At 68.2% G+C, this 25653-nt stretch carries 23 protein-coding genes; 7 read left to right on the forward strand and 16 right to left on the reverse strand.

What is annotated here, in order from left to right; genetic code table 11:
- Positions 1 to 59: 59 nt before the first annotated feature.
- Positions 60 to 1502: a pyruvate kinase gene (pyk, locus tag BXA00_RS13460; protein ID WP_076518942.1), complete on the forward strand. Its 1443-nt coding sequence runs from the start codon at positions 60 to 62 to the stop codon at positions 1500 to 1502.
- Positions 1503 to 1522: 20 nt separating this feature from the next.
- Here the strand turns inward: pyk and BXA00_RS13465 are convergent, their stop codons facing one another.
- On the reverse strand, positions 1523 to 2752 hold the full coding sequence (locus BXA00_RS13465; RefSeq protein ID WP_076521941.1) for a nucleoside recognition domain-containing protein: 1230 nt from the start codon (positions 2750 to 2752) through the stop codon (positions 1523 to 1525).
- A gap of 143 nt (positions 2753 to 2895) precedes the next feature.
- Between BXA00_RS13465 and BXA00_RS13470 the strand changes: the two genes are divergently transcribed.
- Complete coding sequence (locus tag BXA00_RS13470) at positions 2896 to 5223, forward strand: acyl-CoA dehydrogenase (RefSeq protein WP_156902795.1); 2328 nt, start codon at positions 2896 to 2898, stop codon at positions 5221 to 5223.
- Here BXA00_RS13470 and def read toward each other — a convergent pair.
- The 11 genes from def to hisD form a co-directional block, all read right to left on the reverse strand.
- Positions 5220 to 5753 (reverse strand): peptide deformylase, encoded by a 534-nt coding sequence (def, locus tag BXA00_RS13475; protein ID WP_076518943.1) that lies wholly within the window; start codon positions 5751 to 5753, stop codon positions 5220 to 5222. The two genes, BXA00_RS13470 and def, sit on opposite strands and share 4 nt — an antisense overlap.
- Positions 5754 to 5767: 14 nt before the next feature.
- The gene (gloA, locus tag BXA00_RS13480; protein WP_056320907.1) at positions 5768 to 6163 is read right to left on the reverse strand and encodes a lactoylglutathione lyase; all 396 of its coding nucleotides are present in this window, start codon (positions 6161 to 6163) and stop codon (positions 5768 to 5770) included.
- Positions 6164 to 6223: 60 nt separating this feature from the next.
- Positions 6224 to 7234 carry a M48 family metallopeptidase gene (locus BXA00_RS13485; protein WP_156902796.1) on the reverse strand — a complete coding sequence of 337 codons (1011 nt, stop codon included), beginning with the start codon at positions 7232 to 7234 and terminating at the stop codon, positions 6224 to 6226.
- On the reverse strand, positions 7221 to 7949 hold the full coding sequence (locus BXA00_RS13490) for a 1-acyl-sn-glycerol-3-phosphate acyltransferase (protein WP_076518944.1): 729 nt from the start codon (positions 7947 to 7949) through the stop codon (positions 7221 to 7223). Before BXA00_RS13490 ends, BXA00_RS13485 begins: the two co-directional genes overlap by 14 nt.
- Positions 7950 to 7953: 4 nt before the next feature.
- Positions 7954 to 8493 carry a D-glycero-beta-D-manno-heptose 1,7-bisphosphate 7-phosphatase gene (gene gmhB, locus BXA00_RS13495; protein ID WP_076518945.1) on the reverse strand — a complete coding sequence of 180 codons (540 nt, stop codon included), beginning with the start codon at positions 8491 to 8493 and terminating at the stop codon, positions 7954 to 7956.
- On the reverse strand, positions 8490 to 10628 hold the full coding sequence (gene glyS / locus BXA00_RS13500; RefSeq protein ID WP_076518946.1) for a glycine--tRNA ligase subunit beta: 2139 nt from the start codon (positions 10626 to 10628) through the stop codon (positions 8490 to 8492). The genes gmhB and glyS overlap by 4 nt, the downstream gene beginning before the upstream one ends.
- Positions 10629 to 11540, reverse strand: a complete 912-nt coding sequence (glyQ, locus tag BXA00_RS13505; RefSeq protein WP_059371532.1) for a glycine--tRNA ligase subunit alpha — start codon at positions 11538 to 11540, stop codon at positions 10629 to 10631.
- A gap of 94 nt (positions 11541 to 11634) precedes the next feature.
- Positions 11635 to 12183: a cupin domain-containing protein gene (locus BXA00_RS13510; RefSeq protein ID WP_076518947.1), complete on the reverse strand. Its 549-nt coding sequence runs from the start codon at positions 12181 to 12183 to the stop codon at positions 11635 to 11637.
- A 67-nt stretch (positions 12184 to 12250) separates the two neighbouring features.
- Complete coding sequence (locus BXA00_RS13515; protein ID WP_076518948.1) at positions 12251 to 13759, reverse strand: M81 family metallopeptidase; 1509 nt, start codon at positions 13757 to 13759, stop codon at positions 12251 to 12253.
- 36 nt (positions 13760 to 13795) lie between these two features.
- Positions 13796 to 14770, reverse strand: a complete 975-nt coding sequence (locus BXA00_RS13520) for a tripartite tricarboxylate transporter substrate binding protein (RefSeq protein WP_076518949.1) — start codon at positions 14768 to 14770, stop codon at positions 13796 to 13798.
- Between the two features lie 68 nt (positions 14771 to 14838).
- Positions 14839 to 16101 carry a histidinol dehydrogenase gene (hisD, locus tag BXA00_RS13525; RefSeq protein WP_076518950.1) on the reverse strand — a complete coding sequence of 421 codons (1263 nt, stop codon included), beginning with the start codon at positions 16099 to 16101 and terminating at the stop codon, positions 14839 to 14841.
- Positions 16102 to 16439: 338 nt separating this feature from the next.
- Here hisD and BXA00_RS13530 point away from each other — a divergent pair, with 338 nt between their 5' ends.
- From BXA00_RS13530 to BXA00_RS13540, 3 genes are all read left to right on the forward strand, one after another.
- Positions 16440 to 17207, forward strand: a complete 768-nt coding sequence (locus BXA00_RS13530; protein WP_076518951.1) for a crotonase/enoyl-CoA hydratase family protein — start codon at positions 16440 to 16442, stop codon at positions 17205 to 17207.
- A 157-nt stretch (positions 17208 to 17364) separates the two neighbouring features.
- On the forward strand, positions 17365 to 18888 hold the full coding sequence (locus tag BXA00_RS13535; RefSeq protein WP_076518952.1) for a fumarate hydratase: 1524 nt from the start codon (positions 17365 to 17367) through the stop codon (positions 18886 to 18888).
- A gap of 177 nt (positions 18889 to 19065) precedes the next feature.
- On the forward strand, positions 19066 to 19512 hold the full coding sequence (locus tag BXA00_RS13540; RefSeq protein ID WP_076518953.1) for a carboxymuconolactone decarboxylase family protein: 447 nt from the start codon (positions 19066 to 19068) through the stop codon (positions 19510 to 19512).
- 24 nt (positions 19513 to 19536) lie between these two features.
- Here BXA00_RS13540 and BXA00_RS13545 read toward each other — a convergent pair whose 3' ends face one another.
- The 3 genes from BXA00_RS13545 to BXA00_RS13555 are packed head-to-tail and all read right to left on the reverse strand — an operon-like array spanning position 19537 to position 22541.
- Complete coding sequence (locus BXA00_RS13545; protein ID WP_076518954.1) at positions 19537 to 20760, reverse strand: CaiB/BaiF CoA-transferase family protein; 1224 nt, start codon at positions 20758 to 20760, stop codon at positions 19537 to 19539.
- Positions 20757 to 21617, reverse strand: coding sequence for a MaoC/PaaZ C-terminal domain-containing protein (locus tag BXA00_RS13550; RefSeq protein WP_076518955.1), 861 nt, complete (start codon positions 21615 to 21617; stop codon positions 20757 to 20759). Before BXA00_RS13550 ends, BXA00_RS13545 begins: the two co-directional genes overlap by 4 nt.
- 9 nt (positions 21618 to 21626) lie before the next feature.
- Positions 21627 to 22541 carry an SDR family NAD(P)-dependent oxidoreductase gene (locus tag BXA00_RS13555; RefSeq protein WP_076518956.1) on the reverse strand — a complete coding sequence of 305 codons (915 nt, stop codon included), beginning with the start codon at positions 22539 to 22541 and terminating at the stop codon, positions 21627 to 21629.
- 151 nt (positions 22542 to 22692) lie between these two features.
- On the opposite strand from BXA00_RS13555, the gene BXA00_RS13560 reads away from it, so the two are divergent.
- Positions 22693 to 23592: a LysR family transcriptional regulator gene (locus BXA00_RS13560; protein WP_076518957.1), complete on the forward strand. Its 900-nt coding sequence runs from the start codon at positions 22693 to 22695 to the stop codon at positions 23590 to 23592.
- A gap of 223 nt (positions 23593 to 23815) precedes the next feature.
- Positions 23816 to 24838 (forward strand): tripartite tricarboxylate transporter substrate binding protein, encoded by a 1023-nt coding sequence (locus BXA00_RS13565; RefSeq protein ID WP_076518958.1) that lies wholly within the window; start codon positions 23816 to 23818, stop codon positions 24836 to 24838.
- 63 nt (positions 24839 to 24901) lie between these two features.
- Here BXA00_RS13565 and BXA00_RS13570 read toward each other — a convergent pair whose 3' ends face one another.
- Positions 24902 to 25573, reverse strand: a complete 672-nt coding sequence (locus BXA00_RS13570; protein WP_076518959.1) for a lysozyme inhibitor LprI family protein — start codon at positions 25571 to 25573, stop codon at positions 24902 to 24904.
- Between the last annotated feature and the right edge of the window lie 80 nt (positions 25574 to 25653).

Here is a 25653-nt window from a genome sequence, read left to right on the forward strand (position 1 = left end):
CGTGCGAACGCGGCCGGCGTACCATAGCGCTTCCGTTGTTTTTGCGAGAGTGGACCGCCATGCCTGTATTGCGCCGCACAAAAATTGTCGCCACCCTGGGACCCTCGACCTCGTCGCCCGAACGCATCGACGCGCTCATCCGCGCGGGGCTGGACGTGGCGCGGCTGAACTTCTCGCACGGCAGCGCCGACGATCATCGCGAACGCGCGCGCCTGGTGCGCGAGATTGCCGCCAGGCAGGGCCGGTTCGTCGCGATCATGGGCGATCTGCAGGGGCCCAAGATCCGCATTGCCCGCTTCACCGACAAGCTGGTCCAGCTTCAGGTGGGGCAGCCGTTCACGTTGTCGCGCGCGCATCCCAAGGATGCGGGCACCGCCAGCATCGTCGGCATCGATTACCCGGAACTCGTGACCGACTGCCGCGTGGGCGACGAACTGCTGCTCGATGACGGCCGCGTCGTGCTCGTCGTGGACCGCGTCGAGGGCGACGAGGTCCACACCACCGTCACGGTCGGCGGGCCGCTGTCCAACAACAAGGGCATCAACCGCCGCGGCGGCGGCCTGTCCGCGCCCAGCCTGACCGACAAGGACCGGGTCGACATCAAGCTGGCCGCCGAAATGGAACTGGACTACGTGGCCGTGTCCTTTCCCCGCTATGGCAGCGACATCGACGAGGCGCGCACGCTGCTGGCGGCCGCCGGCAGCCAGGCATGGATCATCGCCAAGATCGAGCGCGCCGAAGCGGTGGCCGACGACGAGGCCCTGGACGCGCTGATCCGCGCGAGCGACGGCGTGATGGTGGCGCGCGGCGACCTGGGCGTGGAAGTGGGCGACGCCGAACTGGTGGGCATCCAGAAGCGCATCATCCAGCACGCGCGCACGCTGAACAAGGTGGTCATCACCGCCACGCAGATGATGGAGTCGATGATCTCCAGCCCCATGCCGACCCGCGCGGAAGTCTCCGACGTGGCCAACGCGGTGCTGGACTACACCGACGCCGTCATGCTGTCGGCCGAGAGCGCATCGGGCCAGTATCCGGTCGAAGCCGTGCAGGCCATGGCGCGCGTGTGCCTGGGCGCGGAAAAGCACCCCACCTCGACGAAATCGCATCACCGCCTGGGCGAAACCTTCACGCGCTGCGATGAGACGATCGCGCTGGCGTCCATGTACGCGGCCAACCATTTCCCGGGCGTGAAGGCCATCATCGCGCTCACGGAAAGCGGCCATACCCCGCTGATCATGTCGCGCATCCGCTCGGGCGTGCCGATCTACTGCTACAGCCCGCACAGCCTGACGCAGAACCGCGTGGCGATGTTCCGGGGCGTGTACACGATTCCGTTCGCGCCGTCGGACTACGATCCCGCCGAGCTGTCCAACGCCGCCATCGAAGAGCTGCGCAAGCGCAATCTGGTGCAGACGGGCGACTGGGTGATCCTGACCAAGGGCGATTTCTACCGCGACAGCGGCGGCACCAATGGGATGAAGATCCTGCTGGTGGACTGAGCCGCCGCGAATCGCCCGCCCTATCCGAAGAACCAGTAGCAGACGCCGATCGCGGCCAGCACCCCGGCCAGATCGGCGATCAGCGCGCAGCCCACCGCATGGCGGGCCCGCAGGATGCCCACCGATCCGAAGTACACCGCCAGGACGTAGAACGTGGTCTCGGTGCTGCCCTGCATGACGGCGGCCAGCAGCGCGGGAAAGCTGTCCACGCCGAAATGCGTCATGGTCTCCAGCATCATCGCGCGCGCCGCGCTGCCCGAAAACGGCTTGACCAGCGCGGTCGGCAGCGCGTCGACGAAGCGCGTGTCCCAACTGGCCTGCAGCGCCAGCCAGCGGACGCCGTCCAGCAGGAAATCCAGCGCGCCGGACGCGCGCAGCACCCCCACGGCGCACAGCATCGCCACCAGATAGGGCAGCAGGCTCCTGGCGATATCGAAGCCTTCCTTGGCGCCTTCGATGAAGGCTTCGTACACGGGCACCTTTTTCCAGGCGCCCACGACGAGAAAGGCCAGCAGGATGCCGAAGAGCGCCAGGTTGCCCATCAGCGAGGACAGCGAGGCAATGGCGGCGGCCGACATGCTGGCCAGCAGGGCCATGAAACCGCCCAGCGCCAGCGCCGCGCCGCCCAGCCAGAGCATCACGACCGGGTCCGCCAGGCGCAGGCGCTGGCAGATCGCCACCGCCAGAAAGCCGGCCAGCGTGGACGCGCTGGTGGCCAGCAGGATGGGCAGGAAGACCAGGGTGGGGTCGGGCGCGCCCTGTTGCGCGCGAAACATGAACAGCGTGACGGGCAGCAGCGTCAGCGAGGACGCATTGAGCACCAGGAAAAGGATCTGCGCATTGCTCGCGGTTTGCGGCGTGGGGTTCAGCGATTGCAGCTCGCGCATGGCGCGCAGGCCGATGGGCGTGGCGGCATTGTCCAGCCCGAGCCCGTTGGCCGCGAAGTTCAAGGTGATCAGGCCGATGGCCGGATGATTGCGCGGCACCTCCGGCATCAGCCGCGCAAACAGCGGCCCCAGCAGGCGCGCCAGCTTCTCGACCAGGCCGGCGCCTTCGGCGATGCGCAGGAATCCGAGCCACAGGGTCAGCGTGCCGAAGAGCAGCACCATCACGTCCACGGACACGCGCGCCATGTCGAACAGGCTGGCGACCATCTGGCGAAACACCTCGGGATCTCCGACGACCAGCCAGCGGTACAGCGCGGCCGCGGCGGCGGTGAGAAAGAAGCCTAGCCAGAGTTTGTTCAGCATGCGGACGAGCCCGGACAGCGGTTGAATGCGCATCTGCGCGGCGACGCCCATTGTCGCAGAGTCGGCAAGCCGCAGCTTGGCCGGGCAGCGCCAATTCTGGTACTTTGCCCCGGTACGTCCTGTCGCGAATACAAGGGGGATTCATGGATTTCAACGCCTGGCGCCGGCGCCGCATTTCGGAACCCGCATACCGCTGGGCGCGCAACGCGATGCCCGCCATGTCGGCCACCGAACGCGAAGCCATCGAAGCCGGGGACAGCTGGTGGGACGCCGATCTGTTCACCGGCAACCCCGACTGGCGCAAGCTGCTGAGCGTCCCGCCCGCCACGCTGACGCCGGACGAACAACGCTTCATCGACGGTCCCGTGCGCGAACTGTGCGCCATGCTGGATGAATGGGACATCACCTGGAACCGGCGCGACCTGCCGCCGCAGGTCTGGGAATTCCTCAAGTCGCAACGCTTCTTCGGCATGATCATTCCGCGGCGCCACGGCGGCCTGGGGTTCTCGCCCTATGCGCACTCCGAGGTGGTCCGGCGCATTTCCGCCTACTCCATCACCGCGGGCGTGACGGTCATGGTGCCCAACTCGCTGGGGCCCGGCGAGCTGCTCATGCAGTTCGGCACGCCCGCCCAGCGCGATTACTGGCTACCCCGGCTGGCCGATGGCCGCGAGGTGCCGTGTTTCGGCCTCACCAGCCCCGAAGCCGGCTCCGACGCAGCCTCCATGGTCGATACCGGCATCGTGTGCCGCCAGATCGTGGACGGCCGCGAACTCATCGGCATCCGGCTCAACTGGCACAAGCGCTACATCACGCTGGGGCCGGTGGCGACGGTGCTCGGCCTGGCGTTCAAGATGTCCGACCCCGACGGCATCCTGGGCGGCGCCAGGGAGATCGGCATCTCGGTGGCGCTGGTGCCCACCGACGCGCCGGGCGTGGAAATCGGCCGCCGGCATCTGCCGGCGATGCAGGTCTTCCAGAACGGGCCCAATTCAGGGCGCGACGTCTTCGTGCCCCTGGATGCGCTGATCGGCGGCGTCGAACGCGCCGGGCAGGGCTGGCAGATGCTGATGGGCGCGCTGGCCGCCGGGCGCGGCATTTCGCTGCCATCGCTGTCGGCCGCCGCCACGTCGATGTGCGCGCACACCACGGGCATGTACGCCCGGGTGCGCGAACAGTTCGGCATTCCGATCGGCAAGTTCGAGGGCGTGCAGGAACGGCTGGCCAGCCTGGCCGGCAACGCGTATCTGGTCGAGGCCGCGCGCCGGCTGACCTGCGCCGCGCTCAACCAGGGCGTCAAGCCCGCGGTCGTCTCGGGCATCATGAAATACCACGCCACCGAACGCATGCGGGTCTCGGTGAACGACGCCATGGACGTGCACGCCGGCCGCGCCGTCATGGACGGCCCCAGCAATTACCTGGGGGCGCTGTACCGCGCCGTGCCCATCGCCATCACGGTCGAGGGCGCCAACATCCTGACGCGCAACCTCATCATCTTCGGGCAGGGCGCCATCCGCGCCCATCCCTACCTGATGCCGGAAATCCTGGCCTTGGGCAATCCGGACGAGGAACGCGGCATCGAGGTCTTCCACGATGTCTTCTGGCGCCATCTGCGCCACGCCGGCCTGAACGCGCTGCGCGCTATCGGCCGCGCCTGGACGGGCGGCCTGCTGGCGCCCGCGCCGGCCTCCGGGCCGGTGGCCGTCCACTACCGCCGGCTTGGACGCTATGCCGCGGGCTTCGCGCTGCTGGCCGATGCCACGCTGGCCCAGTTGGGTGGCGGGCTGAAGCGCCGCGAGATGATCTCCGCGCGCCTGGGCGACATTCTGTCCGAACTCTATCTGCTGTCCGCCGTGCTCAAGCGCTGGGAAGACGAAGGCCGCAAGCACGATGACCTGCCGCTGGTGCGGTGGTGCATGGAACGCGGCTATGCAAGCATCGAACACAGCATGGACCAGGTGCTGCGCAACCTGCCGGTCAAGCTGCTGTCCTGGGGCTTGCGCGCGGCCATCCTGCCCGTGCGCCTGGCCAAGGGGCCGGGCGACGCGCTCACGCGGGAATGCGCCGAGCTGCTGCTCAAGCCGTCGCCGACCCACGCGCGCCTGGCGGCTGACCTGCAGCGCGAGCCGGGCGACGATCCGCTGGGCCTCCTGACCCGCGCGTTCGCGCTGGCCGACGCGGTGCAGCCTATCCGCGACCGCCTGCGCCAGTCCAATGTGCGCGACTGGCGCCAGGCCCATCAGCGCGGGGCGATCACGGACGCGCAGGCGGCGCAGCTCGAGGCCGCCGAAGCGACGGTGCTGCGGGTGTTGCAGGTGGATGATTTCGCGCCGCAGGAACTGACGCCGGATGCAACGACGCCGGATGCACCGATGCCGCAAGCGCGGACGCCCCAAGGCGGCGGGGCGCCGGCCGGCGGGCAGCAGGGGGAGCATCCCCCGGCCGCGCCGGAACCCGGCGACAACGTCTAGTCGTCCTGATTGGGATCCATGCCCGGAAACAGGATTTCAGTGAACCCGAACTTGCTGAAATCCTGGATGCGGGACGGATACAGGCGGCCGATCAGGTGGTCGCACTCGTGCTGCACGACCCGCGCGTGAAAGCCTTCGGCTTCCCGTTCGATCACCTGGCCGTACGGGTCGCGGCCGCTGTAGCGGATGTGGCGGTAGCGCGGCACCAGCCCGCGCAGGCCCGGCACCGACAGGCAGCCTTCCCAGCCGTCTTCCATCTCGTCCGAGAGCGGCGTGATGACCGGATTGCACAGGATGGTCTGCGGCACCGGCGGCGCGTCGGGATAGCGGTCGTTGCGGTCGAACCCGAAGATCACCAGTTGCAGGTCCACGCCGATCTGCGGCGCGGCCAGCCCCACGCCCTGCGCGGCCGCCATGGTCTCGAACATGTCGTCGATCAGGGCGTGCAGTTCCGGGGTGTCGAAGCGCTCGACCGGCGTCGCCACGCGCAGCAGCCGCGGGTCGCCCATTTTCAGGATGGGATGGATCATGGCGGGCGTCCCGGTCAGTCCTGGCGGTCTTTCTTCTGGATGAACTCGATCTTGTAGCCGTCGGGATCTTCCACGAAGGCGATGACCGTCTTGCCGTGCTTCATCGGGCCGGCCTCGCGGGTGACCTTGCCGCCGCGTTCCTTGACCTTGTCACAGGCTTCGTAGGCGTTGTCGACTTCCAGGGCGATGTGGCCGTAGCCGTTGCCCAGGTCGTATTTGTCGGTGTCCCAGTTGTGGGTCAGTTCGATGACCGCGCCGTCGGCTTCGTCCTGGTAGCCCACGAAGGCCAGCGTGAACTTGCCGTCCGGGTAGTCGTTGCGGCGCAGCAGCCGCATGCCCAGCACGTTGGTGTAGAAGTCGATGGACTTGTCGAGGTTGCCGACGCGCAGCATGGTGTGGAGCAGACGCATGGGAGGATTCCTTAAGCGGTGAGGGGTTGGGGGAACAGGGGCGCTGGGGCGCCCCGGGCCTCAGAACTGGGGCAGCGAAGCGGGATCGTGACGCCGCAGGATGGCCTTGGCGTCTTCGAAATCGGGCAGGATCTGGCCCACTTCGCGCCAGAAATCCTGACTGTGGTTCATCTCGCGCAAATGGGCAAGCTCGTGCGCAATGACGTAGTCGATGATGGCGGGCGCGAAATGGATCAGGCGCCAGTTCAGCATGATGTTGCCGTCGCTGGTGCACGAGCCCCAGCGGGTGGCGGCCGACGACAGGCGCCAGCGGCGGATCTTCAACCCGCTGACCTGCAGGAAATGCGCCAGGCGCGCGCCGAACCAGGCGCCCGCGCGCTGTTGCAGCCAGGCTTGCGCCGCGTCGCGGATGCGTCCCTGGTCGGCATGGGACGGCAGCGCCAGCCAGAGGGTGTCGCCGTCCTGCGGCGCCTCGGCGTCGCCGGACAGGCTGGCCTGGCGGCTGTCGCCGCCCACGCCGATGATGATGCGCCGGCCCAGGTAGGGCAGCTCGCCGCCGGCCTGCCAGCGGGTGTGCGCCATGGCGAGCTGCTGCTTGCGGGCGTGCCATTCGCGCAGCTTGGTCAGGATCCAGCGCGATTTCTCGCGCACCGCGTCGTCGATCTGCGTCAGCGTCACCCAGTTGGGGGCGGTGACGCGCAGGCCGTCGTCGGTGATCACGAAGCCGATGCTGCGGCGCCGCGAGCGCAACAGGACAAAACCGATGAGCTGCTGCTCGGTGGGCACCTCGCGCCAGCGCGCGCCGGGCGGCAGCGGATTGGGGCAGGGCGTGGGCACGCGCGCCGTCGCGTTGGGCGACGGCGTCAGCAGCGGTTCGCCCGCGGGCGCGGGGGCCGAGGCGGCGTCGGGAAACAGGTTGGCGGGTGGGACCGGCCGAGGGGCGCCGGGTCCGGAAGCCGGCGGCCGGGGCGCGGCCGGCGGCGTCGGCGCGGCGATCAGCGGCGGCGCGCCCGTGGGCGCGTCGTGTTCCTGCGAGTCGAACAGGAGTTCGAGCTGATCAGTGCTGGGCATACCTTTCTGGGTTGAGACGCCGCATTTCCCCTTCGATCCAGTCCTGCACCTTCTGGTTCAGTTCTTCGGGGGAGAGACCCTTGGATTCTATCGCGGGACCGATCGACAGGGTAATCAGCCCGGGCTGCTTGACGAAGGCGTTGCGCCGCCAGCATTCGCCCGCGTTGTGCGCGATGGGAATGACCGCCGCGCCGGTGCGCGACGCCAGCAGGGCGCCGCCCATCTTGAAGCGTCCTGTCTTGCCCGGCGCCACGCGCGTGCCTTCGGGAAACAGCAGCGGCCAGCGGCCTTCGTCCAGGCGGGTCTGGCCCTGTTTGACCACCTGCTCGAAGGCGTCGCGGCCCTTGGCGCGGTCGATGGCGATCATGCGCAGGAGCGCCAGGCCCCAGCCGAAGAACGGCACCATGTGCAGCTCTTTCTTGTAGACGAAGCAGACCTCGCGCGGCATGTAGGCCGGAAAGAACAGGGTTTCCCAGGCCGACTGGTGCTTGGACAGCAGCACCGCCGGGCCGTCGGGCAGGTTTTCCCAGCCCTTGACCTGCCAGCGGATGCCGCAGATGACCTTGGCGCCCCAGATGGCCAGCCGGGGCCAGCCGACCGTCAGCTTGTAGCGCCAGTGCAGCGGCAGCGGCGCCCACAGGATGCAGGCGAAGGCGTAGGGGATGACCGTGACGGACAGGAACAGGAAATACAGCAGCGAACGGAGCCGGGCCATCGGGTCACGCGTCCTGCAGCAGGGTGTCGACCACGGCCGACAGGTCGTCGCAGACGCGCGCGTTGTCGGGCAGGCCGCCCTTGGCGAGCGTCTTGGCGCCGTTGCCCGTCAGCACCAGCCAGGGCGAGCAGCCGGCCGCGGACGAGGCCTGCAGGTCGCGCAGCGAATCGCCCACCGCCGGCACGCCGGCCAGGTCGACGTCGTAGCGGTGACCGATCTGCTCGAACATGCCCGGGCGCGGCTTGCGGCAGGCGCAGTCGTCGTCGGGGCCGTGCGGGCACATGAAGATGGCGTCGATGCTACCGCCCACGGCGGCGAGCTCGCGTCGCATCTTGGTGTGGATGGCCGTCAGCGTGTCCATGTCGAAGAGGCCGCGCGCCAGGCCCGACTGGTTGGTGGCAAGCACCACTTTCCATCCGGCCTGCGTGAGCCGCGCAATGGCCTGCAGACTGCCCGGCAGGGCGATCCACTCGTCGGGCGTCTTGACGAAGGCGTCGCTGTCCTGATTGATGACGCCGTCGCGATCGAGAATGATGAGCTTCACTGTGCGAGCCTGGAAATGTCGGCGACCTGGTTCATCAGGCCATGAAGCTGGCCGAGCAGGGCCAGCCGGTTGGCGCGTACGGCGGGGTCGTCGGCCATGACCATGACGTCCGCGAAGAAGGCGTCCACGGGTTCGCGTGCCTGGGCCAGCGTGGACAGGCTGCCGGCGAAGTCGCCCGCGGCCAGTTGCGCCTCGGCCTTGGGACGCAGGGCCGCCACGGCGGCGGCCAGGGCCTTTTCAGCCGGTTCCACCAGCGCCGCGTCGTTCACCGCGCCGATCTCGCCTTCGGCCTTCTTGAGCAGGTTGCCGATGCGCTTGTTGGCGGCGGCCAGGCTGGCGGCCTCGGGCAACTGCGCAAAGGCCGCGGCGGCGCGCACGCGCTCGGCCACCTGGTGCAGCGGCGGGGTCAGCGCGATCACGGCCTCGACGGCATTGCGGTCGAAGTCGTTGATGAGCTGGTTGCGGTAGCGTTCGTAGATGAAGGCGCGGACCTCGGGGAGCGTGCCGGCCGGGATCTTGCCCTCGGGGAACGTGCCCGCGGCCAACGCCAGCAGGCCGTCCAGGCTCAGCGGACCGTCCTGGCTGATCTTCAGCCAGCCGCCCGCGGCCAGTTGTTCGAAGGCGCTGATCAGGCCCAGCGCGGCGCGGCGCAGGCCGAAGGGGTCGCGCTCGCCGGTGGGGGCCAGGCCGATCGCCCAGATGCCGACCAGCGTTTCCACGCGTTCGGCGATGAACAGCGTCGCGGCAGTCAGCGTGTCCTGCGTCACCGGCGCGTCGTAACGGTTGCGGTACTGGCTGCGCAGGGCCTCGACGACGCTGGCGGGCTCGCCGTCGCCGGCGGCGTAGTAGGCGCCCATGATGCCTTGCAGCTCGGGGAATTCGCCCACCATGTTCGAGCCCAGGTCGGCCTTGGCCAGCATGGCGGCCCGGTCGGCGGCGGATTGGTCGCCGCCGATCTGGCCGGCGATGCCGCGCGCGATGGCGCGCACGCGCTCCACGCGTTCGAGCTGGGTGCCCAGCTTGTTGTGGTAGACGATGGAGCCCAACTGCTCGACGCGCGCGGCCAGCGGCGTCTTGCGGTCGGTTTCAAAGAAGAACTGCGCGTCGGCCAGGCGGGGACGCACCACGCGCTGGTTGCCTTCGACGATGTTCACCGGATTGTCCGTGCGCATGTTGCTCACGATCAGGAAGCGGTGCGTCAGGCGGCCGGTGGCCGGATCGAACAGCGGGAAGTACTTCTGGTTCAGCCGCATGGTCAGGATCAGGCACTCCTGCGGCACTTGCAGGAACTGTTCCTCGAACTGGCCCACGTAGACCGTGGGGTGCTCGACCAGCGCGGTCACTTCGTCCAGCAGCGCGGCCACTTCGGGGTCGTCGCCCAGGGTGGCCGACAGGCGGGTCGCTTCCTGCTGCAGCTGGCGCTGGATCTCGTCGCGGCGGGTCTCGAACGAGGCCACGACGCGGCCCTTTTCGGCCAGCGTGGCGGCGTAGGCGTCGGCATCGGCGATGGACACGGCGCCCTGGCTCATGAAGCGATGGCCCAGGGTGTCGCGGCCGGCGGTCAGGCCCAGCGCCGACACCGGCACCACGTCCGCGCCGAACAGGGCGATCAGGCCGTGCGCCGGGCGCACGAACTTGACGGTGGTGACGCCGTCGGCCAACTGGTAGCGCATGACCTTGGGGATGGGCAGGCCGTCGATGGCGGCGTCGATCCCTTCCTGCAGGCCGGCGGCCAGTTGGGCGCCCGCGGCGGTGCCGCGCGCGACCAGGTAGTCCTGCTTGCCGTCGGATTCGCGGTCCAGCGTGGATACGTCGATGTTTTCCAGGCCCTTGGCGGCCAGCTTCTTCTGCAGCGCGGGCGTGGCCTTGCCGTCTTCAGTGAGGCCGATCTTCACGGGCATCAGCTTTTCGGCGTAGGCCTGGTCGGGCGCCTGGGCCAGCACGGCCGACAGGTGCACGGCCAGGCGGCGCGGCGTCGAATACGCGGTCACGGCGCAGCCGTCGGCCAGCAGGCCGTGGCGGTCCAGCGTGGCGCGCACGCCTTCGGCAAAGGCCTGGCCGAGCTTTTGCAGGGCCTTGGGCGGGAGTTCTTCGGTCAGCAGTTCGACCAGCAGCGGGCGGATGTTCGTCGTCATTTATGCAGCCTCCCCGGCGGCCTTGTCGCGGCCCAGCATGGGAAAGCCCAGTCGTTCGCGGGAATCGTAGTAGGCCTGCGCGACGGCGCGCGACAGGTTGCGGATGCGGCCGATGTAGGCGGCACGTTCGGTCACGCTGATCGCGCCGCGCGCGTCCAGCATGTTGAAGGTGTGCGCGGCCTTGAGCGCGGCCTCGTAGGCGGGCAGCGCCAGCGGCACGTCCATCAGGCGCTTGGCCTCGGCTTCGTAGTCGTTGAAATGCGAGAACAGCATCTCGGCCGACGAATGCTCGAAGTTGTAGGTGGACTGCTCGACTTCGTTCTGGTGGAACACGTCGCGGTACAGCACGCGATTGCCGTTGGCGCCTTCGGTCCAGACCAGGTCGTAGACGCTCTGCACGTCCTGCAGGTACATGGCCAGGCGTTCCAGGCCGTAGGTGATTTCACCGGTGGTGGGCGTGCAGTCCAGGCCGCCGACCTGCTGGAAGTACGTGAACTGCGTGACTTCCATGCCGTTCAGCCAGACTTCCCAGCCCAGGCCCCAGGCGCCGAGCGTGGGGTTTTCCCAGTCGTCCTCGACGAAGCGGATGTCGTGCTGCGCGGGATCGATGCCCAGCGCCTTCAGCGAACCGATGTACAGATCCAGGATTTCGGGGGGCGCGGGCTTGAGCACCACCTGATATTGGTAGTAATGCTGCAGGCGGTTGGGGTTTTCGCCGTAGCGGCCATCCTTGGGCCGGCGCGAGGGCTGCACATAGGCCGCGCGCCAGGGCTCCGGACCGATCGCGCGCAGGAACGTGGCGGTGTGCGAGGTGCCGGCGCCGACTTCCATGTCGTAGGGCTGCAGCAGGGCGCAACCCTGCTTGTCCCAGTATTCCTGGAGCGTAAGGATGATTTGCTGAAAGGTGAGCATAGGATTCTTGGAATTCGGCCGCCAGGCAAGGGCTGCCCTGCGCGTGGGAAACCTGGCATTTTAACTGGCGCCGGGCGGCGCGTCCCGAACGGGGCTAATAGGTCGGCGGGGTGACCGCGCTGACGATTTCGCTGGGGCCGTCGTGGACGTTGCGAAAGCGATGCGGAACCCGGCTGTCGAAGTAGTAGGAGTCGCCCGCCTGGAGCACCCGGGTCTTGTCGCCGACGGTGACTTCCACCGCCCCGGACAGCACCAGCCCGGCTTCCTGGGCCGGATGGCTGAAGAATTCGCCGGAGTCGGCCCCGGGCTGATAGCGCTCCTGCATCATGAGCATGGCGCGGTTGGCGAAGCGGCTGCCTATCATCCGGTAGGAAATGGCGTTGGGATTGCCGATTTCCGGCAGGTCCTCCGGCGCGTAGAAGGGCGATTCCGCCACCAGCAGCCTGCTGTTCGAGAAAAATCCCACGATGGTGGTGCCCAGGGCGTCCAGCACGGCCGCCAGGGTGTCGAGCGACGGGCTGATCTTGTCGCGCTCGATCAGCGAGATGGAGGCGTGGGACACGCCCGAGCGCTGCGCCACCTCGCGTATGCCCAAGCCGCGGCGGCGGCGTAATTCCCTGATGTCTGCGCCGATTCTCGGCATCGTGTCTCCTCCTGCGGGCCGGCCGGTCCGGCGTTCTTTCCGGATTGCAGGATACACGGGGCGGCGCTCAGTCCGGCGCTGCTTGGGGAACCCGCAGTTCGGTTATTTGGGGACGGTATGCCGGCGAGTCCAGGGGGTAGAGCGGCCTGGCCTTGTCGAAGGGCAGGCGTTCGGGGTGGTAGCCGGTCAGCCCTGGCGTCTCGGCGCAGGCACAGTCTCCCATGTCGGCAAAGGCCAGCTTGAAGTGGTAGCCGGACTTGGCCACGATCATGTCCACCGCGTCCAGATCGACGCCGGCATCCAGGTAGCAGCCGGGATCCTGCGACATGACGGCATCCTGGGTGATCAGCAGGTCGTAGCGCTCGTTGCGCAACACGGCATACGGCCCCAGCCGCAGCGTGGCGCCGCGCATGAACGCGCCGCGGTTGCGAAAGACGCCGCTGCCCAGCGCGGTGACGCGGCCCGACACCAGCATCGGCGGGCAATCCACGCTATACAGTCCGCCGGCCCGCAGTTGGACCAGAGCGCCTGCCCCGGCCTGCTCGCAGGCGCGCAGCGCGGCGGGATCCGTCACGATGGCGGCGATGCGTCCCGGGGTCAGGGCGAGCGCCCGCTGCAGCGCGTGCAGGCTGTCGCCCGGCCCGCCGGCCAGCACGCGGTCGCCGAAGTCGCCGACGATGAGTTTTCGCCCCGTGCCCGCATGGCCCGCGAGCAGCGCGTCGATGTCCGGCAGGTCGTGGACGTACGCGTCGCGCCCTTCCCACAGATCGCGGGCCAGCGCGGCGGCCAGCGTGCGGGCCTGGGCAAGCCCGTCCGCGGTGCGCGCATAGACCAGGACGGTCTGCCCCACGCCCTCGCCGTCGATGAACGGATTGACGTTGAAAAGGGAGACATCCAGCAGGGCCGCGTCTGCCTGCACGGCCGCCCGCGCCCGCGCGTGCAGCGCGGCCAACGGCCCCTGTGACGTCTCGTCGTTGCCGCGCGTCAGCATGGGCACCAGGACGCTGACGCCCGCGGGCCGTTCGCCCGTGTCCAGCATGTGCAGAAGCTGTGTGGCCACCCGCGTGCCGGTCTCGGCGGCATCCGCATGCGGGTTGGTCTTGTAGGCCGAGGCGAAATCCAGTTGGCGGAGCAGGGCGGGGACGGCGTGGGCATGCAGGTCGAACCCGGCGACGATGGGCATGTCGGGCCCGACGAGGGCGCGCAGCGCCGCGAGCAGGTCGGCTTCGGCGCTGTCCAGTCCCACGGTCTGCATGCAGCCGTGCAGGCACAGCGCGATCGCGTCGAAGCCGCCCGCCCGTGCGCCGTCCAGGACGCCTTCGCGCAGCAGGGCGTAGGCGGCGTCGTCGACCCGGCCTCCCGGCCGCGCCCGCGCCGCGAGCGTGGGGACGGTCTCGCAGCCGCGCGCCTTCAAGGTGCGCAGGATGCCGCCCAGCACCGAGTCGGCGCCGGCATTGGCCGTCAGCATGGCCCGGCCGCGTTCGATCTCGAAGGCGGACAGGGGCGTATTCACCGGGGTGAATCCGTGGGTTTCCTGGAATAGCTGCGCGACCAGGATGCGATAGCGGGCGGGCATGTCTGGGCCTCCGGCGTCGGACTGCGTGACGGGAATCTACTTCAGGCTGATGTGGGCGCGCTTGGCCGTCGCCCGTTGCTTGTCGATCTCGGCCTTGAGCTGCGCGGCGAACTCGGCGGGCGGATTGCCCACCGGCACGGCGGAAAATCCCGCCAGCTTTTCCTTCACGTCGGGCATGGCCAGCACCTGGGCGACCGCCTGGTAGATCTGCTCCACCACGGCTGGCGGGGTGTCCCGGGGCGCCACCAGCCCGAACCACGACGCATCGTTGACGTCGGGCAGGCCGGCTTCGGCGAAGGTCGGCACGTCGGGCAGCGCGTCGATGCGCTGCGGGTAGGCGACCGCCAGCGCCTTCAGGTCGCCGCTGCGGATGAACGGCAGCGAGGAAGGCAGGTTGTCGAACACCGCCGCGATCTGGCCGCCCAGCGCGTCCTGCAGCGCGGGACTGGAGCCGCGGTAGGGCACGTGCATCATCTCGGTGCCGGTGCTCAGCTTGAACAGCTCGCCCATCATGTTGGCCTCGGAACCGGTGCCGGCGGACCCGTAGGTGTAGACGTTGGGCTTTTCCTTGAGCAGCTTGATGAAGGACGCCATGTCCGTCGCCGGCACCTTCGGCCCGATGGTCAGGACGTTAGGCACCGACGCGAGCTTGGTGATCGGCGCCAGGTCGCGCGTGACGTCGTACGAGATGTTGTCGTAGACAACCGGGGTCACCGCGTGCGAGCTGACCGTGGCGATGCCCAGCGTATAGCCGTCCGGATCGGCGCGGATGACGTACTCGCTGCCGATGCGCCCCGCCGCGCCGTTGCGGTTTTCCACGACGACGGTCTGCTTCAGCAGCTTGCCCAGCGGGTCGGCGATGGTGCGGGCCAGGACGTCCGTCGTGCCGCCCGGCGGGAACGGCACGACGAGCTTGATGGGGCGCGTCGGATAGGGTTGCTGCGCCTGGACGGGCGCCGCCAGGCTTGCGCCGGCGATCGCCAGCGCGCTGATGATGATGCCAAGTTTCATTTTTTTCCCCTTGTGGACGATTCGTTGGATTGGCCGCCGGACGGTCCCGGTCCGGCGGCAGGACGGGCTCAGCCCATGCGCAGCGCGGCGGCGCGGCGGTGGCCTTCCATGCCTTCGGTGCGGCTCTGGCGTTCGGCCGGCGGCGCAACGGCAGCCACGCCTCGCGCATCCAGCCATTGGTGGGTGCAGATCTTCAGGAACGAGCCCACCCACAGGCCGCCGGTGTAGCGGCCGGCCCGCATCGTGGGCAGCGTATGGTTGGTGCCGCAGCATTTGTCGGAATACACGACGCTGGCCTGCGTGCCGATGAACAGCGATCCGTAGTTGCGCAGCTGGCCGGCCGTGGCGTGCGGATCGCGCGTATGGACCTGCAGGTGCTCGGCGGCCACGTGGTCCGAATAGGCCAGCATGGCGGCCTCGTCGGCGCACAGCACGATCTCGCCGTAGTCGGCCCAGGCGCGGGCCGCCACGGGGGCGGTGGGCAAGTCCTGGAGCTGGCGCTCCACGGCGCTCAGCGTCTCGCGGGCCAGCCGCTCGCTGGTCGTGATCAGGCCCACCCGCGTGCGCACGTCGTGCTCGGCCTGCGCCAGCAGGTCCGTCGCGATCATGTCCGCGTCGCCGCTGTCGTCCGCCACCACGAAGATCTCGCTGGGCCCGGCAAGCTGGTCGATGCCGACTTCGCCGAACACCTGGCGCTTCGCTTCGTTGACATAGGCGTTGCCGGGGCCGACGATCTTGTCCACGGCGGGAATGGATTCCGTGCCGCACGCCATGGCGGCGATGGCCTGCGCGCCGCCGACCAGGAAAATGCGGTCCGCGCCGGACAGGTGGCAGCCCGCGATCATGGCGGGGTGGGCGCCGGGCGGCAGGCAGGCGATGACCTCGTCGCAGCCGGCGACCTTGGCGGGCACGATCGTCATGACCGGCGCCGACAGGATCGGATAACGCCCGCCGGGGACATAGGCGCCGATGCGTTGCACCGGAATGACGCGATGCCCCAGGTGCAGCCCGGGCAGCGTTTCGATCTCCAGGGGCAGCACCGTGGCCAGCTGGGCCTCGGCAAAGGCCCGGACGCGTGCGATGGCGAATTCGGTGTCCTTGCGCGTCTGGTCGTCCAGGTCGGCGACGGCTTGGAGACGCGCCTCCATGGACACCTCCAGGGCCGGCGTGTCCTTGCCGTCGAATTTCAGCGAGTACTCGCGGACCGCGGCGTCGCCGCGGGCGCGGACCTGCGCGATGATTTCTCGCACCGTGTCCTCGATGGCGCTGGCGCTGTCCTCGGCGCGGGCGGCGGGGGCTTTGATGTAATTCAGATGGCGGGTGGCTGACATGAAAGGCTCTTCGTGGCTGAAGCGTTGCGGATGAAGGCCACTATAAGAGCGGCCCAGGCCGTTGTTTCACGCCGGCGCGGGGGTGGTAACTATATTGAACGGGGCGGCCCGCCGGGCGCGGGGCCGCCGTAGTCGCGCCGCGCCCGCGCAGCTCGCCGCCATGCAGGCGCCACGCGCCCCGCGGCTCGGGGACGGAGCGCTGCGGGCTGGTGAATATACTGATCGGCCCGGGGCGGCAGCGCCCGCCGCCCAATGGTCGTATGATTCCGGGTTGAGCCTGAGTCTTATATAAAACCCGGAACCCGATTCCGAGAAATTCGCGAAAAAGGAGCAGTCCCATGTCCGACCTGATCACGGTGGAAGTCACCGACGGCATCCAGATCATCACGATCAACCGTCCCGAGGCCAAGAACGCCATCAACCTGGAAACCGCCGTGGCCATGGCCGCCGCGCTGGACCAGCTGGACAGCCGTGACGATGTGCGCATCGGCATCCTGACCGGGGGCGGCGGCACGTTCTCGTCGGGCATGGACCTGAAGGCGTTCGCCGCGTCGGGCCAGCGCCCCTACGTGGACGGCCGCGGCTTCGCCGGCCTGAACGAGCGTCCCCCCAAGAAGCCGCTGATCGCGGCGGTTGAAGGCTATGCCCTGGCCGGCGGCTGCGAAATGGCCCTGGCCTCCGACCTGATCGTGGCCGCCAGCAACGCCAAGTTCGGCCTGCCCGAAGTCAAGCGCGGCCTGGTGGCCGGCGCCGGCGGCCTGCTGCGCCTGCCGCGCCGCCTGCCGTACCACATCGCCATGGAAGTCATCCTGACCGGCGAAATGCTGAGCGCCGAGCGCGCCCACGCCTTCGGCCTGGTCAACCGCCTGACCGAGCCCGGCGGCGCCCTGGCCGGCGCGCTGGAACTGGCCCGCGCCATCGTCGAGAACGGCCCCCTGGCTGTCCAGACCGCCAAGAGCATCGTCGCGCAGGCGGGCGACTGGGACCAGGAAGGCATGTTCGACCGCCAGCGTCCGCTCATCGCGCACATTTTCACGTCGGCCGACGCCAAGGAAGGCGCCACCGCCTTTGCCGAAAAGCGCAAGCCCGTGTGGCAAGGCAAGTGAATTGAATTCGAAGCGCCACGCCGCAGCGCCGGAACCTGTCCCCGGCAACCCCATTTGCCTTCAGGCGGGGCCACGGCAAAAATAGCGTTTACCTCGCGCGGCGGGCCGCCAACGCCCGCCGCGCTTTCACGTTTTCCCTCCAGACCTGCAAATCGCCATGTCCGTCATCATTAAAGAAGAAGACTTCATCCAGTCGATCGCCGACGGGATCCAGTTCATCAGCTATTACCACCCCGTCGATTACATCCGCCACCTGGCGCGCGCCTACGAGCGCGAGGAAAGCCCGGCCGCGCGCGATGCGATGGCGCAGATCCTGACCAACTCGCGCATGTGCGCCGAGGGCAAGCGCCCCTTGTGCCAGGACACCGGCATCGTCAACGTCTTCCTGAAGATCGGCATGAGCGTGCGCTTCGACACCAAGCGCACCCTGCAGGAACTGTGCGACGAAGGCGTGCGCCGCGGCTACCTGAACCCGGACAATCCGCTGCGCGCCTCGGTGCTGGACGACCCGCTGTTCGCGCGCAAGAACACGCGCGACAACACGCCCTGTATCCTGCACGTCGAACTTGTCCAGGGCGACAAAGTCGACGTGCAGATCGCCTCGAAGGGCGGCGGCTCCGAAAACAAGACCAAGTTCGCCATGCTGAACCCCAGCGATTCGCTGGTGGACTGGGTGCTCAAGACCGTTCCGTCGATGGGCGCCGGCTGGTGCCCGCCCGGCATGCTGGGCATCGGCGTTGGCGGCACGGCTGAAAAGGCCATGCTGATGGCCAAGCAGTCGCTGATGGAAGACATCGACATGTACGAACTGCTGGCCCGCGGCCCGCAGAACAAGCTGGAAGAGCTGCGCATCGAACTGTACGAAAAGGTCAACGCGCTGGGCATTGGCGCGCAGGGCCTGGGCGGCCTGACGACCGTGCTGGACGTCAAGATCAACACGTTCCCCACGCACGCGGCATCCAAGCCCGTCGCCATGATCCCGAACTGCGCGGCCACCCGCCATGCGCACTTCGAGCTGGACGGCTCGGGCCCCGCGCGCCTGGACCCGCCGTCGCTGTCCGAATGGCCGGAAGTGCACTGGGCGCCCGACTACAACAAGTCCAAGCAGGTCGACCTGAACACCCTGACCCGCGAAGAAGTCGCCAGCTGGAAGCCGGGCCAGACCCTGCTGCTGTCGGGCAAGATGCTCACCGGCCGCGACGCCGCGCACAAGCGCATCCAGGACATGCTGGCCAAGGGCGAGCAACTGCCCGTGGACTTCACCAACCGCGTCATCTACTACGTGGGCCCGGTCGATCCGGTGCGCGACGAAGTGGTCGGCCCCGCCGGCCCCACCACCGCGACCCGCATGGACAAGTTCACCGACATGATGCTGGACAAGACCGGCCTGATCGCGATGATCGGCAAGTCCGAGCGCGGCCCGGTCGCCATCGACGCCATCAAGAAGCACGGCTCGGCCTACCTGATGGCCGTGGGCGGCGCGGCCTACCTGGTGTCCAAGGCGATCCGCGGCGCCAAGGTGCTCGGCTTTGCCGACCTGGGCATGGAAGCCATCTATGAGTTCGACGTGAAAGACATGCCGGTGACCGTGGCGGTCGACGCCCAGGGCACGTCGGTCCATACGACCGGACCGAAGGAATGGCAGGCGAAGATCGGGAAGATCCCGGTTGCCGTTGCCTAAGTCCTAAGTCCTAGGTCCTAAGTGCAGAGGAATTGGCCGCTGGAGACAGCGGCCAATTTTTTGGGCGTTCCCGCGCGGATCTTGGCTCAGTCAATACGCCGATTCTTGGACCTGTTTCGACAGGTCGCCGGCAGGTAAGGTGGCGGTGTTCACTTTCGACGAACGCAAAGGACTGAAATGACCCGCATGAACTGGCAAGAGATTGCCCCCGAAGGCGCGAAGGCCCTCTTTGGCGTCTACCACTACGTCACGACACGAACGAACCTGCCGCAGGAACTCGTTCATCTCGTTTTTCTCCGCGTCTCGCAGATCAATGGCTGCGCGCACTGCATCGACCTGCACAGCCGCGACCTCCGGAAAACCATGTCGGTCGACAAGATCACGCTGTTGCCGGTATGGGACGAGGTGCCTCACCTGTTCTCCGACCAGGAACGAGCGGCGCTTGCCTGGGCGGAGGAAGTGACGCGGGTGAGCGAAACCCATGCCTCGGACGAAGCCTATGCCGCCGCCTCGGCCGCGTTCGAGCCCAAAGACCTGGTCGACCTCACGATCACGATCGCGGCCATGAATGCGTTCAATCGGCTGGGCGCCCCGTTCCGGCTTCCCGTCGCCGCAAAGGCGTGATCGGGCCTCCACGCCCCGTTACGCCTATGCGCCACTCTTGAACGCCGCAATCGCCTGCGCGGATTTGCCCAGCACGTCGCGCAGCACTTCCTCGGTGTGCTCGCCCAGCAGCGGCGGCGCGCGCCGGTACACCACGGGCGAATCCGAAAACCGCAACGGGCTGGCCGTCACCGGCGCCACGCCGCCGGCCGGATGCGGCATGTCGCGCCGCAACTGGCGCGCCTGCGCCTGCGGGTGCGCGAACGCCTGGGCGATGTCGTTGATCGGTCCGCAGGGCACGCCCACGGCCTCCAGCTTGGCGATCCAGTCGTCGCGGCGGCCTTCGCGCATGATCGCTGTCAGGATGCCGATCAGTTCGACGCGGTTGGTGACGCGCAGCCGGTTGGTGGCAAAGCGCGGGTCGTCGCCCAGTTCCGGCACGCCGATGGCGCGGCAGTAGGCGCGATATTGCGATTCGTTGCCCGTGGCCACGATCAGGTGCCCGTCGCTGGCGCCGAACACCTGGTAGGGCACCACGTTCTGGTGCGCATTGCCGGCGCGCGTGGGCGCGACGCCCGAATTGAAGTAGTTGGAGTTCTGGTTGGCCAGCAGCGCCACGTGGCTGTCCAGCAGCGCGATGTCCAGGTGCTGGCCCTGGCCGCTGCGATGGCGCTCCTGCAGGGCCGCCAGCACCGCCACGGTGGCGTACATGCCGGTGACGATGTCGGTGACGGCCACGCCCGCCTTCTGCGGTCCGCCGCCGGGCAGGTCGTCGCGTTCGCCCGTGATGCTCATCAGCCCGCCCATGCCCTGGATCATGAAGTCGTAGCCGGGGCGCTGCGCAAAGGGCCCGTCCTGGCCGAAGCCGGTGACCGAGCAATAAATGAGGCGCGGATTGACCGCTTTCAGGCTCTGGTAGTCCAGCCCGTACTTGGCCAGGCCGCCCACCTTGAAGTTCTCGACCAGAATGTCGCTGACCGCGGCCAGCTCGCGGATCAGCGCGGCGCCTTCGGGCGTGGCCATGTCGGCCTCGACCGAACGCTTGTTGCGGTTGGCGCTGAGGTAATAGGCCGATTCATCGGTGTCCTGGCCGTTGCCGTCCTTCAGGTAGGGCGGTCCCCAGGCGCGGGTGTCGTCGCCCACGCGCGGCCGTTCGATCTTGATGACGTCGGCGCCCAGGTCGGCCAGGTTCTGCGTGCACCACGGGCCGGCCAGGATGCGCGACAGGTCCAGCACGCGGATGCCATCGAGCGGCGGCGGGCGGCTCATGATTGCACCGTCGCGGTGCCGTGGCTCATGACCACGACGCCGCGCTCTTTGGCGCGGACGATGAAGCGGATCTGGCCGTCAGGCAGGCGCCACATGTCGCATTGCAGCGTTTCGCCGGGATACACGGGCGCCGAAAATCGTGTGTTCAGGCTGGTGAGCCGCGTCGCGTCGTAGTCGCAGAACGTCTTGACGAGCGCGTGCGCGGCGACGCCGTACGAGCACAGGCCATGCAGGATGGGACGCGGATAGCCGGCCTGGCGCGCGACGTCCGGATCGGCGTGCAGCGGGTTGCGGTCGGCGTTCAGGCGGTACAGCAGCGCCGCGCTGGGCGGGATGCGCAATTCGCAGCGCAGTTCGGGATCCCCGTCGGGGGCGGCGGGCAGCGGCTCGGGGCTGGCGTCGCCATCGCCGAAGCCGCCATCGCCGCGGCAGAACGTGCTGCTGCGCAGCGTGGCCAGGCACGCGCCGTCTTCATCGTGCAGCGTGCGTTCGCTGACGATGATGGCGCCCTTGTCCGCGCCCTTGTCGATGACATGCGTGTTGCGGGTGCGGCCGATGACCACGCCCGCCACGGGCAGCGGCGCATGCAGCGTCAGCCGCTGTTCGCCGTGCACGACCTTCACCCAGTCGACGGTGGAGCGCGGGTCGCTGACCCAGAAGCCCGGATAGCCCAGGATCACGCTCATCGTCGGAAACGCGCGCAGGTCTTTTTCGTACACGTAGCGAAGCTGGCCCGTGTCTTCGGGGTCTTGCCCCAGGCCGATGCCCAGCGCATACAGCATCGTGTCCTTCTGGTCGTAGCGCTGGCGCACGTCGTCGAAACGCCAGTCCTTCACGGTTGCATAGTCCAACGGCATGTGGCGGCCTCAGATGGGATCCCAGTCGATCACGTCGGGCGAACGCTCCAACGCGTAGAAGTGCTTGCGCATGGCGGGCGCCGCGATCTCGGCGATGCGCTCCGGCGTCCAGCCTTCCGCGTGGTGCACGGTGCGCAGCGGGCGCGGCTGGCTCATCAGCATGATCTCGTTGGCGCGCACGGCGAAGATCTGCGCCGTGATTTCGCTGGCCGCGTCGCTGGCCAGAAACACCGCCATGGGGGCCACCTTGCCGGCTTCCATCTTCTTGAGCTTTTCGACGCGCGCCTTCTCTTCGTCTGTTTCTGCGGGGATGGAGCTGGTCATGCGGCTCCAGGCAAACGGTGCGATGCAGTTGGACCGCACGTTGTAGCGCGCCATGTCCAGCGCGATGGACTTGGACAGCGCCACGATGCCCAGCTTGGCGGCCGCGTAATTGGCCTGGCCGAAGTTGCCGATCAGCCCCGACGTGGACGTCATGTGCACGAACGCGCCGGACTCCTGCTCGCGGAAGTAGGGCGCCGCCGCGCGGCTCATGTAGAACGAGCCGTTCAGGTGCACGTCGATCACCTGGCGCCATTCTTCTTCGCTCATCTTGTGGAAAACGCGGTCGCGCAGGTTGCCCGCGTTGTTGATCACCGCGTCGATGCGGCCAAAGGCGTCGATGGCGGTCTGCACCACGCGGCTGGCGCTGTCGTACGCGGCCACGCTGTCGGTGTTGGCCACCGCGGCGCCGCCCGCTTCGGCGATCTCCTTGACCACGGCCTGCGCGGGACCGTCCGCGCCGCCTTCGCCCGCGAGCGACACGCCGATGTCGTTCACCACGACCTTGGCGCCCGCCTGCGCCATCGCCAGCGCGACGCTGCGGCCGATGCCGCCGCCCGCGCCCGTCACGATCACCACTTTTCCGGATACCAAGCCGCTCATTGCATCTGACTCCTGTGCTGCGGCGCGCACGCCGTGTGTGGAAAACAGTTCCGCATCAACCCGTCTGGTTCATGGGCATGCCTCATGGTAGATTCGACACGGCATTCGAAGAATTCAAAATTAGAAATGCCCCCCTTCTGCGTGGTGGAACATGAGACATGATCTGACTGACCTGCGTTTGTTCTTGAACGTGGGAGAAACACTCAATCTGACCCGTGCGGCGGAGCGCACGTTTCTGTCCCTGCCGGCGGCAAGCGCGCGGGTCAAGCACATGGAAGAGGCGTTCAAGGCCCGGCTGCTGGTGCGCATGGCCACGGGGGTGGCGCTGACGCCGGCCGGCGAGGTGCTGCTCAAGCACGCCAACGCCGTCTTCCGCCAGCTCGAATGCCTGAACGCCGACCTGCAGCCCTATGCAAGCGGCCTGAAGGGCCGGCTCAGGCTGCTGGCCAACACCACCGCCACCAATTCCTTCCTGGCCGACGCGCTGTCGACGTTCCTGTCCGAGAACCCGGACGTCGACGTCGAGCTGGAAGAAAAGATCTCCGGCGACATCGTCATCGCGATCCGCGCGGGGGCGGGGGACCTGGGCCTCGTCGCGGGCAACATCGACGTCGAGGGCCTGGACGTCACGCCGCTGTTCCGCGACGAACTCACCGTGGTGACCGCGCTGGACCATCCGCTGGCTGCCCAGAAGACCGCGCATTTCGCGGACCTGGTGGATGCCTATCAGTTCGTCGGCATCCATCCTGACAGCGCCATCCAGACCTTCCTGGAAGACATCGCCAGCGGCCTGGGCAAGCGCCTCTGCCAGCGTGTGCACGTGGGCAGCTTCGAGGCCGTGTGCCGCATGGTCGAGGCCGGGGCCGGCATCGCCGTCGTGCCGCGCGCCTGCGCCGCGCGCTACAGCCGACCCGACGCCCTGCACGTGCTCAAGCTCGACGATCCCTGGGCCTTGCGCGACCGCCTGCTGTGCCGCCAGCGCGGCCGCGACCTGCCCAGCTTCGCTGAATGCTTCATCGGCCACGTGCAGCGCGCGGCGCGCGGGCAGTAGGCGCGCGGCCTTTCGCAAGGCGCCCGCCGCCTTGTCGGGGGTTCCCCTGGCCCGTATGTCCTAGGCCGTGCGCGGTAGCGGCCTGTTGCGCGGCCATGGTGAAAAACGGGGTGTCCGGCAACCGGACTTCCGCGCCGCGCGAAAGAGGGGCTTTTGCAAATACGTAGCGGCGGCTTCCTGCATTCGGCAAATAATAAAAAACAGCGGCGGGCGGCAGCGCTCCATGCCCGATCGCGACCAGAACAAGACTCAGGAGACTGCCGTGACCAATCAAGACCGCCGCCGCGTCCTCGCGGGGCTGGGCGCCGCATGCGGCGCCGCCATGCTTCCTTCCTGGGCCCGCGCCGCCACCTGGCCGGGCCACGCCGTGACCTTCATCGTTCCCTTTCCCGCGGGCGGCCCGGTCGACACCACCGCGCGATTCACGACGCAGCCCCTGGGCCAGATGTGGTCCGTGCCCACGGTCGTCGACAACAAATCCGGCGCGGGCGGCATCGTCGGCGCCCAGTTCGCCGCCAAGGCCGAACCCGACGGCTACAACTTCTTTTTCGCGTCCATCCACCACGCCGTGCTGCCCAGCCTGCGCACCAACCTCAGCTACGACATCACCACCGATTTCGTGCCCGTGGGCATGGCGGCGGTATTTCCCATCATCCTCGTCGTCAATGCCTCGCTGCCGGTGAAAACGGTCGGCGAACTGATCGCCTACGCGAAGCAGAACCCCGGCAAACTCTCCTTTGGGTCGTCCGGCACCGGCGGCGGCACGCATCTGGCCGGCGAACTCTTCAACGCCATGGCGGGCGTGCGCATCCAGCACGTGCCCTACCGCGGCAGCGCACCGGCCATGCAGGACCTCCTGGGCGGCCAGGTCCAGGTCATGTTCGCCGATGGCCCGTCGGCGGTGCCCCACCTGAAAGGCGGCAAGATCCGCGCGCTGGGCGTCGGCAATCCGACGCGATCCAGCATGGTGCCCGACATCCCGACCATCGCGGAATCGGGCCTGCCGGGCTACGAGGCCTATTCCTGGAGCGGCGTGATGGCCCCGAAAGGCACGCCGCCCGACATCGTCAAACGCATCAACGCGGACATGGTCAAGGTCTTGTCGGACGCGGGCACGGCCAAGGCGATGATCGCGGCGGGCGCGGAGCCCAAGCCCGGTACGCCGGAGCAGTTCGGGGCGTTCGTGCGGGACGAGATCGTGAAGTGGCGCGATCTGATCAAGACCGCGAACATCAAGCTGGAGTGACCGGACTGCGTGGGGGATCGCGGCTCAGGCCACGGGAGCGTCGACAGGGAAGGGGGGCGGCAGTCAGCGCACGGCGAACCAGTCGCCGTAAAAGCTGCCGTTCATCCCGCAGAAGGGCGGACCAAAGCCCTCTTCCTTCGCGCCGGCCGGCGGCGTTTCACGCGCCACCAGCACCGCGCCGCGACGCGTCAGCGTCAGCGTCCACGGCGCACCGTCCTGATAGGTCACCGTCAGCGTGTCCCCGGACTCGACCGCCTTGCCGCTCAAATCGCAGACCCAGCGCCCGTTGTACGGCTGCGCCGAATTGGCGGCCACCAGCAACTCGCCATGCGCGTTCTGCGTGATCTCGATCTCGCCTTCGATGTTCTTCCACTTGCCCACGAAGCCAGGGGCCGGCTTCGGATTGATGGCCTTCAGGAATTCCAGCCGGTAACGCATGGTGTCGCTGAGCGCCTTGAACGGCGTGGTTTGCGAGTAGGGCTCCGCGTAGGCATTGTCGCGCACGCTCAGAAAGTACTTTTGATCGGCATTCAGCGCCTTGGCCGCCTCCGCATCCAGCGCACCGCGCACGGCCTTGTACTGCTGCGCGATCGCCGCGTCCTGGTTCGCCAGCACCGAATTGCCGCAGATGGACTTTTCAACCGGCGTCGCGGCCTTGGCACAATTGAACGACGGCGCGGCCGCCGCGCTGCCGGCAATCGCCAGAGACGCTGAAAGGACCAGATGACGAATCATGATGCAATGCTCTCCAGATGATGCGCACCCCCGGCCACCGACTGGCGCCGCGCCGCATGACCGCGCAGTTTACCGGTGTC

Source organism: Achromobacter sp. MFA1 R4 (assembly GCF_900156745.1).
Classification (GTDB): domain Bacteria; phylum Pseudomonadota; class Gammaproteobacteria; order Burkholderiales; family Burkholderiaceae_B; genus Achromobacter.

Bases quoted from the DNA above. Each gene is read 5' to 3' on its own strand.
- pyk (WP_076518942.1), top strand. From the start codon at position 60: ATGCCTGTATTGCGCCGCACAAAAATTGTCGCCACCCTGGGACCCTCG.
- BXA00_RS13465 (WP_076521941.1), bottom strand. From the start codon at position 2,752: ATGCTGAACAAACTCTGGCTAGGCTTCTTTCTCACCGCCGCCGCGGCC.
- BXA00_RS13470 (WP_156902795.1), top strand. From the start codon at position 2,896: ATGGATTTCAACGCCTGGCGCCGGCGCCGCATTTCGGAACCCGCATAC.
- def (WP_076518943.1), bottom strand. From the start codon at position 5,753: ATGATCCATCCCATCCTGAAAATGGGCGACCCGCGGCTGCTGCGCGTG.
- gloA (WP_056320907.1), bottom strand. From the start codon at position 6,163: ATGCGTCTGCTCCACACCATGCTGCGCGTCGGCAACCTCGACAAGTCC.
- BXA00_RS13485 (WP_156902796.1), bottom strand. From the start codon at position 7,234: ATGCCCAGCACTGATCAGCTCGAACTCCTGTTCGACTCGCAGGAACAC.
- BXA00_RS13490 (WP_076518944.1), bottom strand. From the start codon at position 7,949: ATGGCCCGGCTCCGTTCGCTGCTGTATTTCCTGTTCCTGTCCGTCACG.
- glyS (WP_076518946.1), bottom strand. From the start codon at position 10,628: ATGACGACGAACATCCGCCCGCTGCTGGTCGAACTGCTGACCGAAGAA.
- glyQ (WP_059371532.1), bottom strand. From the start codon at position 11,540: ATGCTCACCTTTCAGCAAATCATCCTTACGCTCCAGGAATACTGGGAC.
- BXA00_RS13510 (WP_076518947.1), bottom strand. From the start codon at position 12,183: ATGCCGAGAATCGGCGCAGACATCAGGGAATTACGCCGCCGCCGCGGC.
- BXA00_RS13515 (WP_076518948.1), bottom strand. From the start codon at position 13,759: ATGCCCGCCCGCTATCGCATCCTGGTCGCGCAGCTATTCCAGGAAACC.
- BXA00_RS13520 (WP_076518949.1), bottom strand. From the start codon at position 14,770: ATGAAACTTGGCATCATCATCAGCGCGCTGGCGATCGCCGGCGCAAGC.
- hisD (WP_076518950.1), bottom strand. From the start codon at position 16,101: ATGTCAGCCACCCGCCATCTGAATTACATCAAAGCCCCCGCCGCCCGC.
- BXA00_RS13530 (WP_076518951.1), top strand. From the start codon at position 16,440: ATGTCCGACCTGATCACGGTGGAAGTCACCGACGGCATCCAGATCATC.
- BXA00_RS13535 (WP_076518952.1), top strand. From the start codon at position 17,365: ATGTCCGTCATCATTAAAGAAGAAGACTTCATCCAGTCGATCGCCGAC.
- BXA00_RS13540 (WP_076518953.1), top strand. From the start codon at position 19,066: ATGACCCGCATGAACTGGCAAGAGATTGCCCCCGAAGGCGCGAAGGCC.
- BXA00_RS13545 (WP_076518954.1), bottom strand. From the start codon at position 20,760: ATGAGCCGCCCGCCGCCGCTCGATGGCATCCGCGTGCTGGACCTGTCG.
- BXA00_RS13550 (WP_076518955.1), bottom strand. From the start codon at position 21,617: ATGCCGTTGGACTATGCAACCGTGAAGGACTGGCGTTTCGACGACGTG.
- BXA00_RS13555 (WP_076518956.1), bottom strand. From the start codon at position 22,541: ATGAGCGGCTTGGTATCCGGAAAAGTGGTGATCGTGACGGGCGCGGGC.
- BXA00_RS13560 (WP_076518957.1), top strand. From the start codon at position 22,693: ATGAGACATGATCTGACTGACCTGCGTTTGTTCTTGAACGTGGGAGAA.
- BXA00_RS13565 (WP_076518958.1), top strand. From the start codon at position 23,816: ATGCCCGATCGCGACCAGAACAAGACTCAGGAGACTGCCGTGACCAAT.
- BXA00_RS13570 (WP_076518959.1), bottom strand. From the start codon at position 25,573: ATGATTCGTCATCTGGTCCTTTCAGCGTCTCTGGCGATTGCCGGCAGC.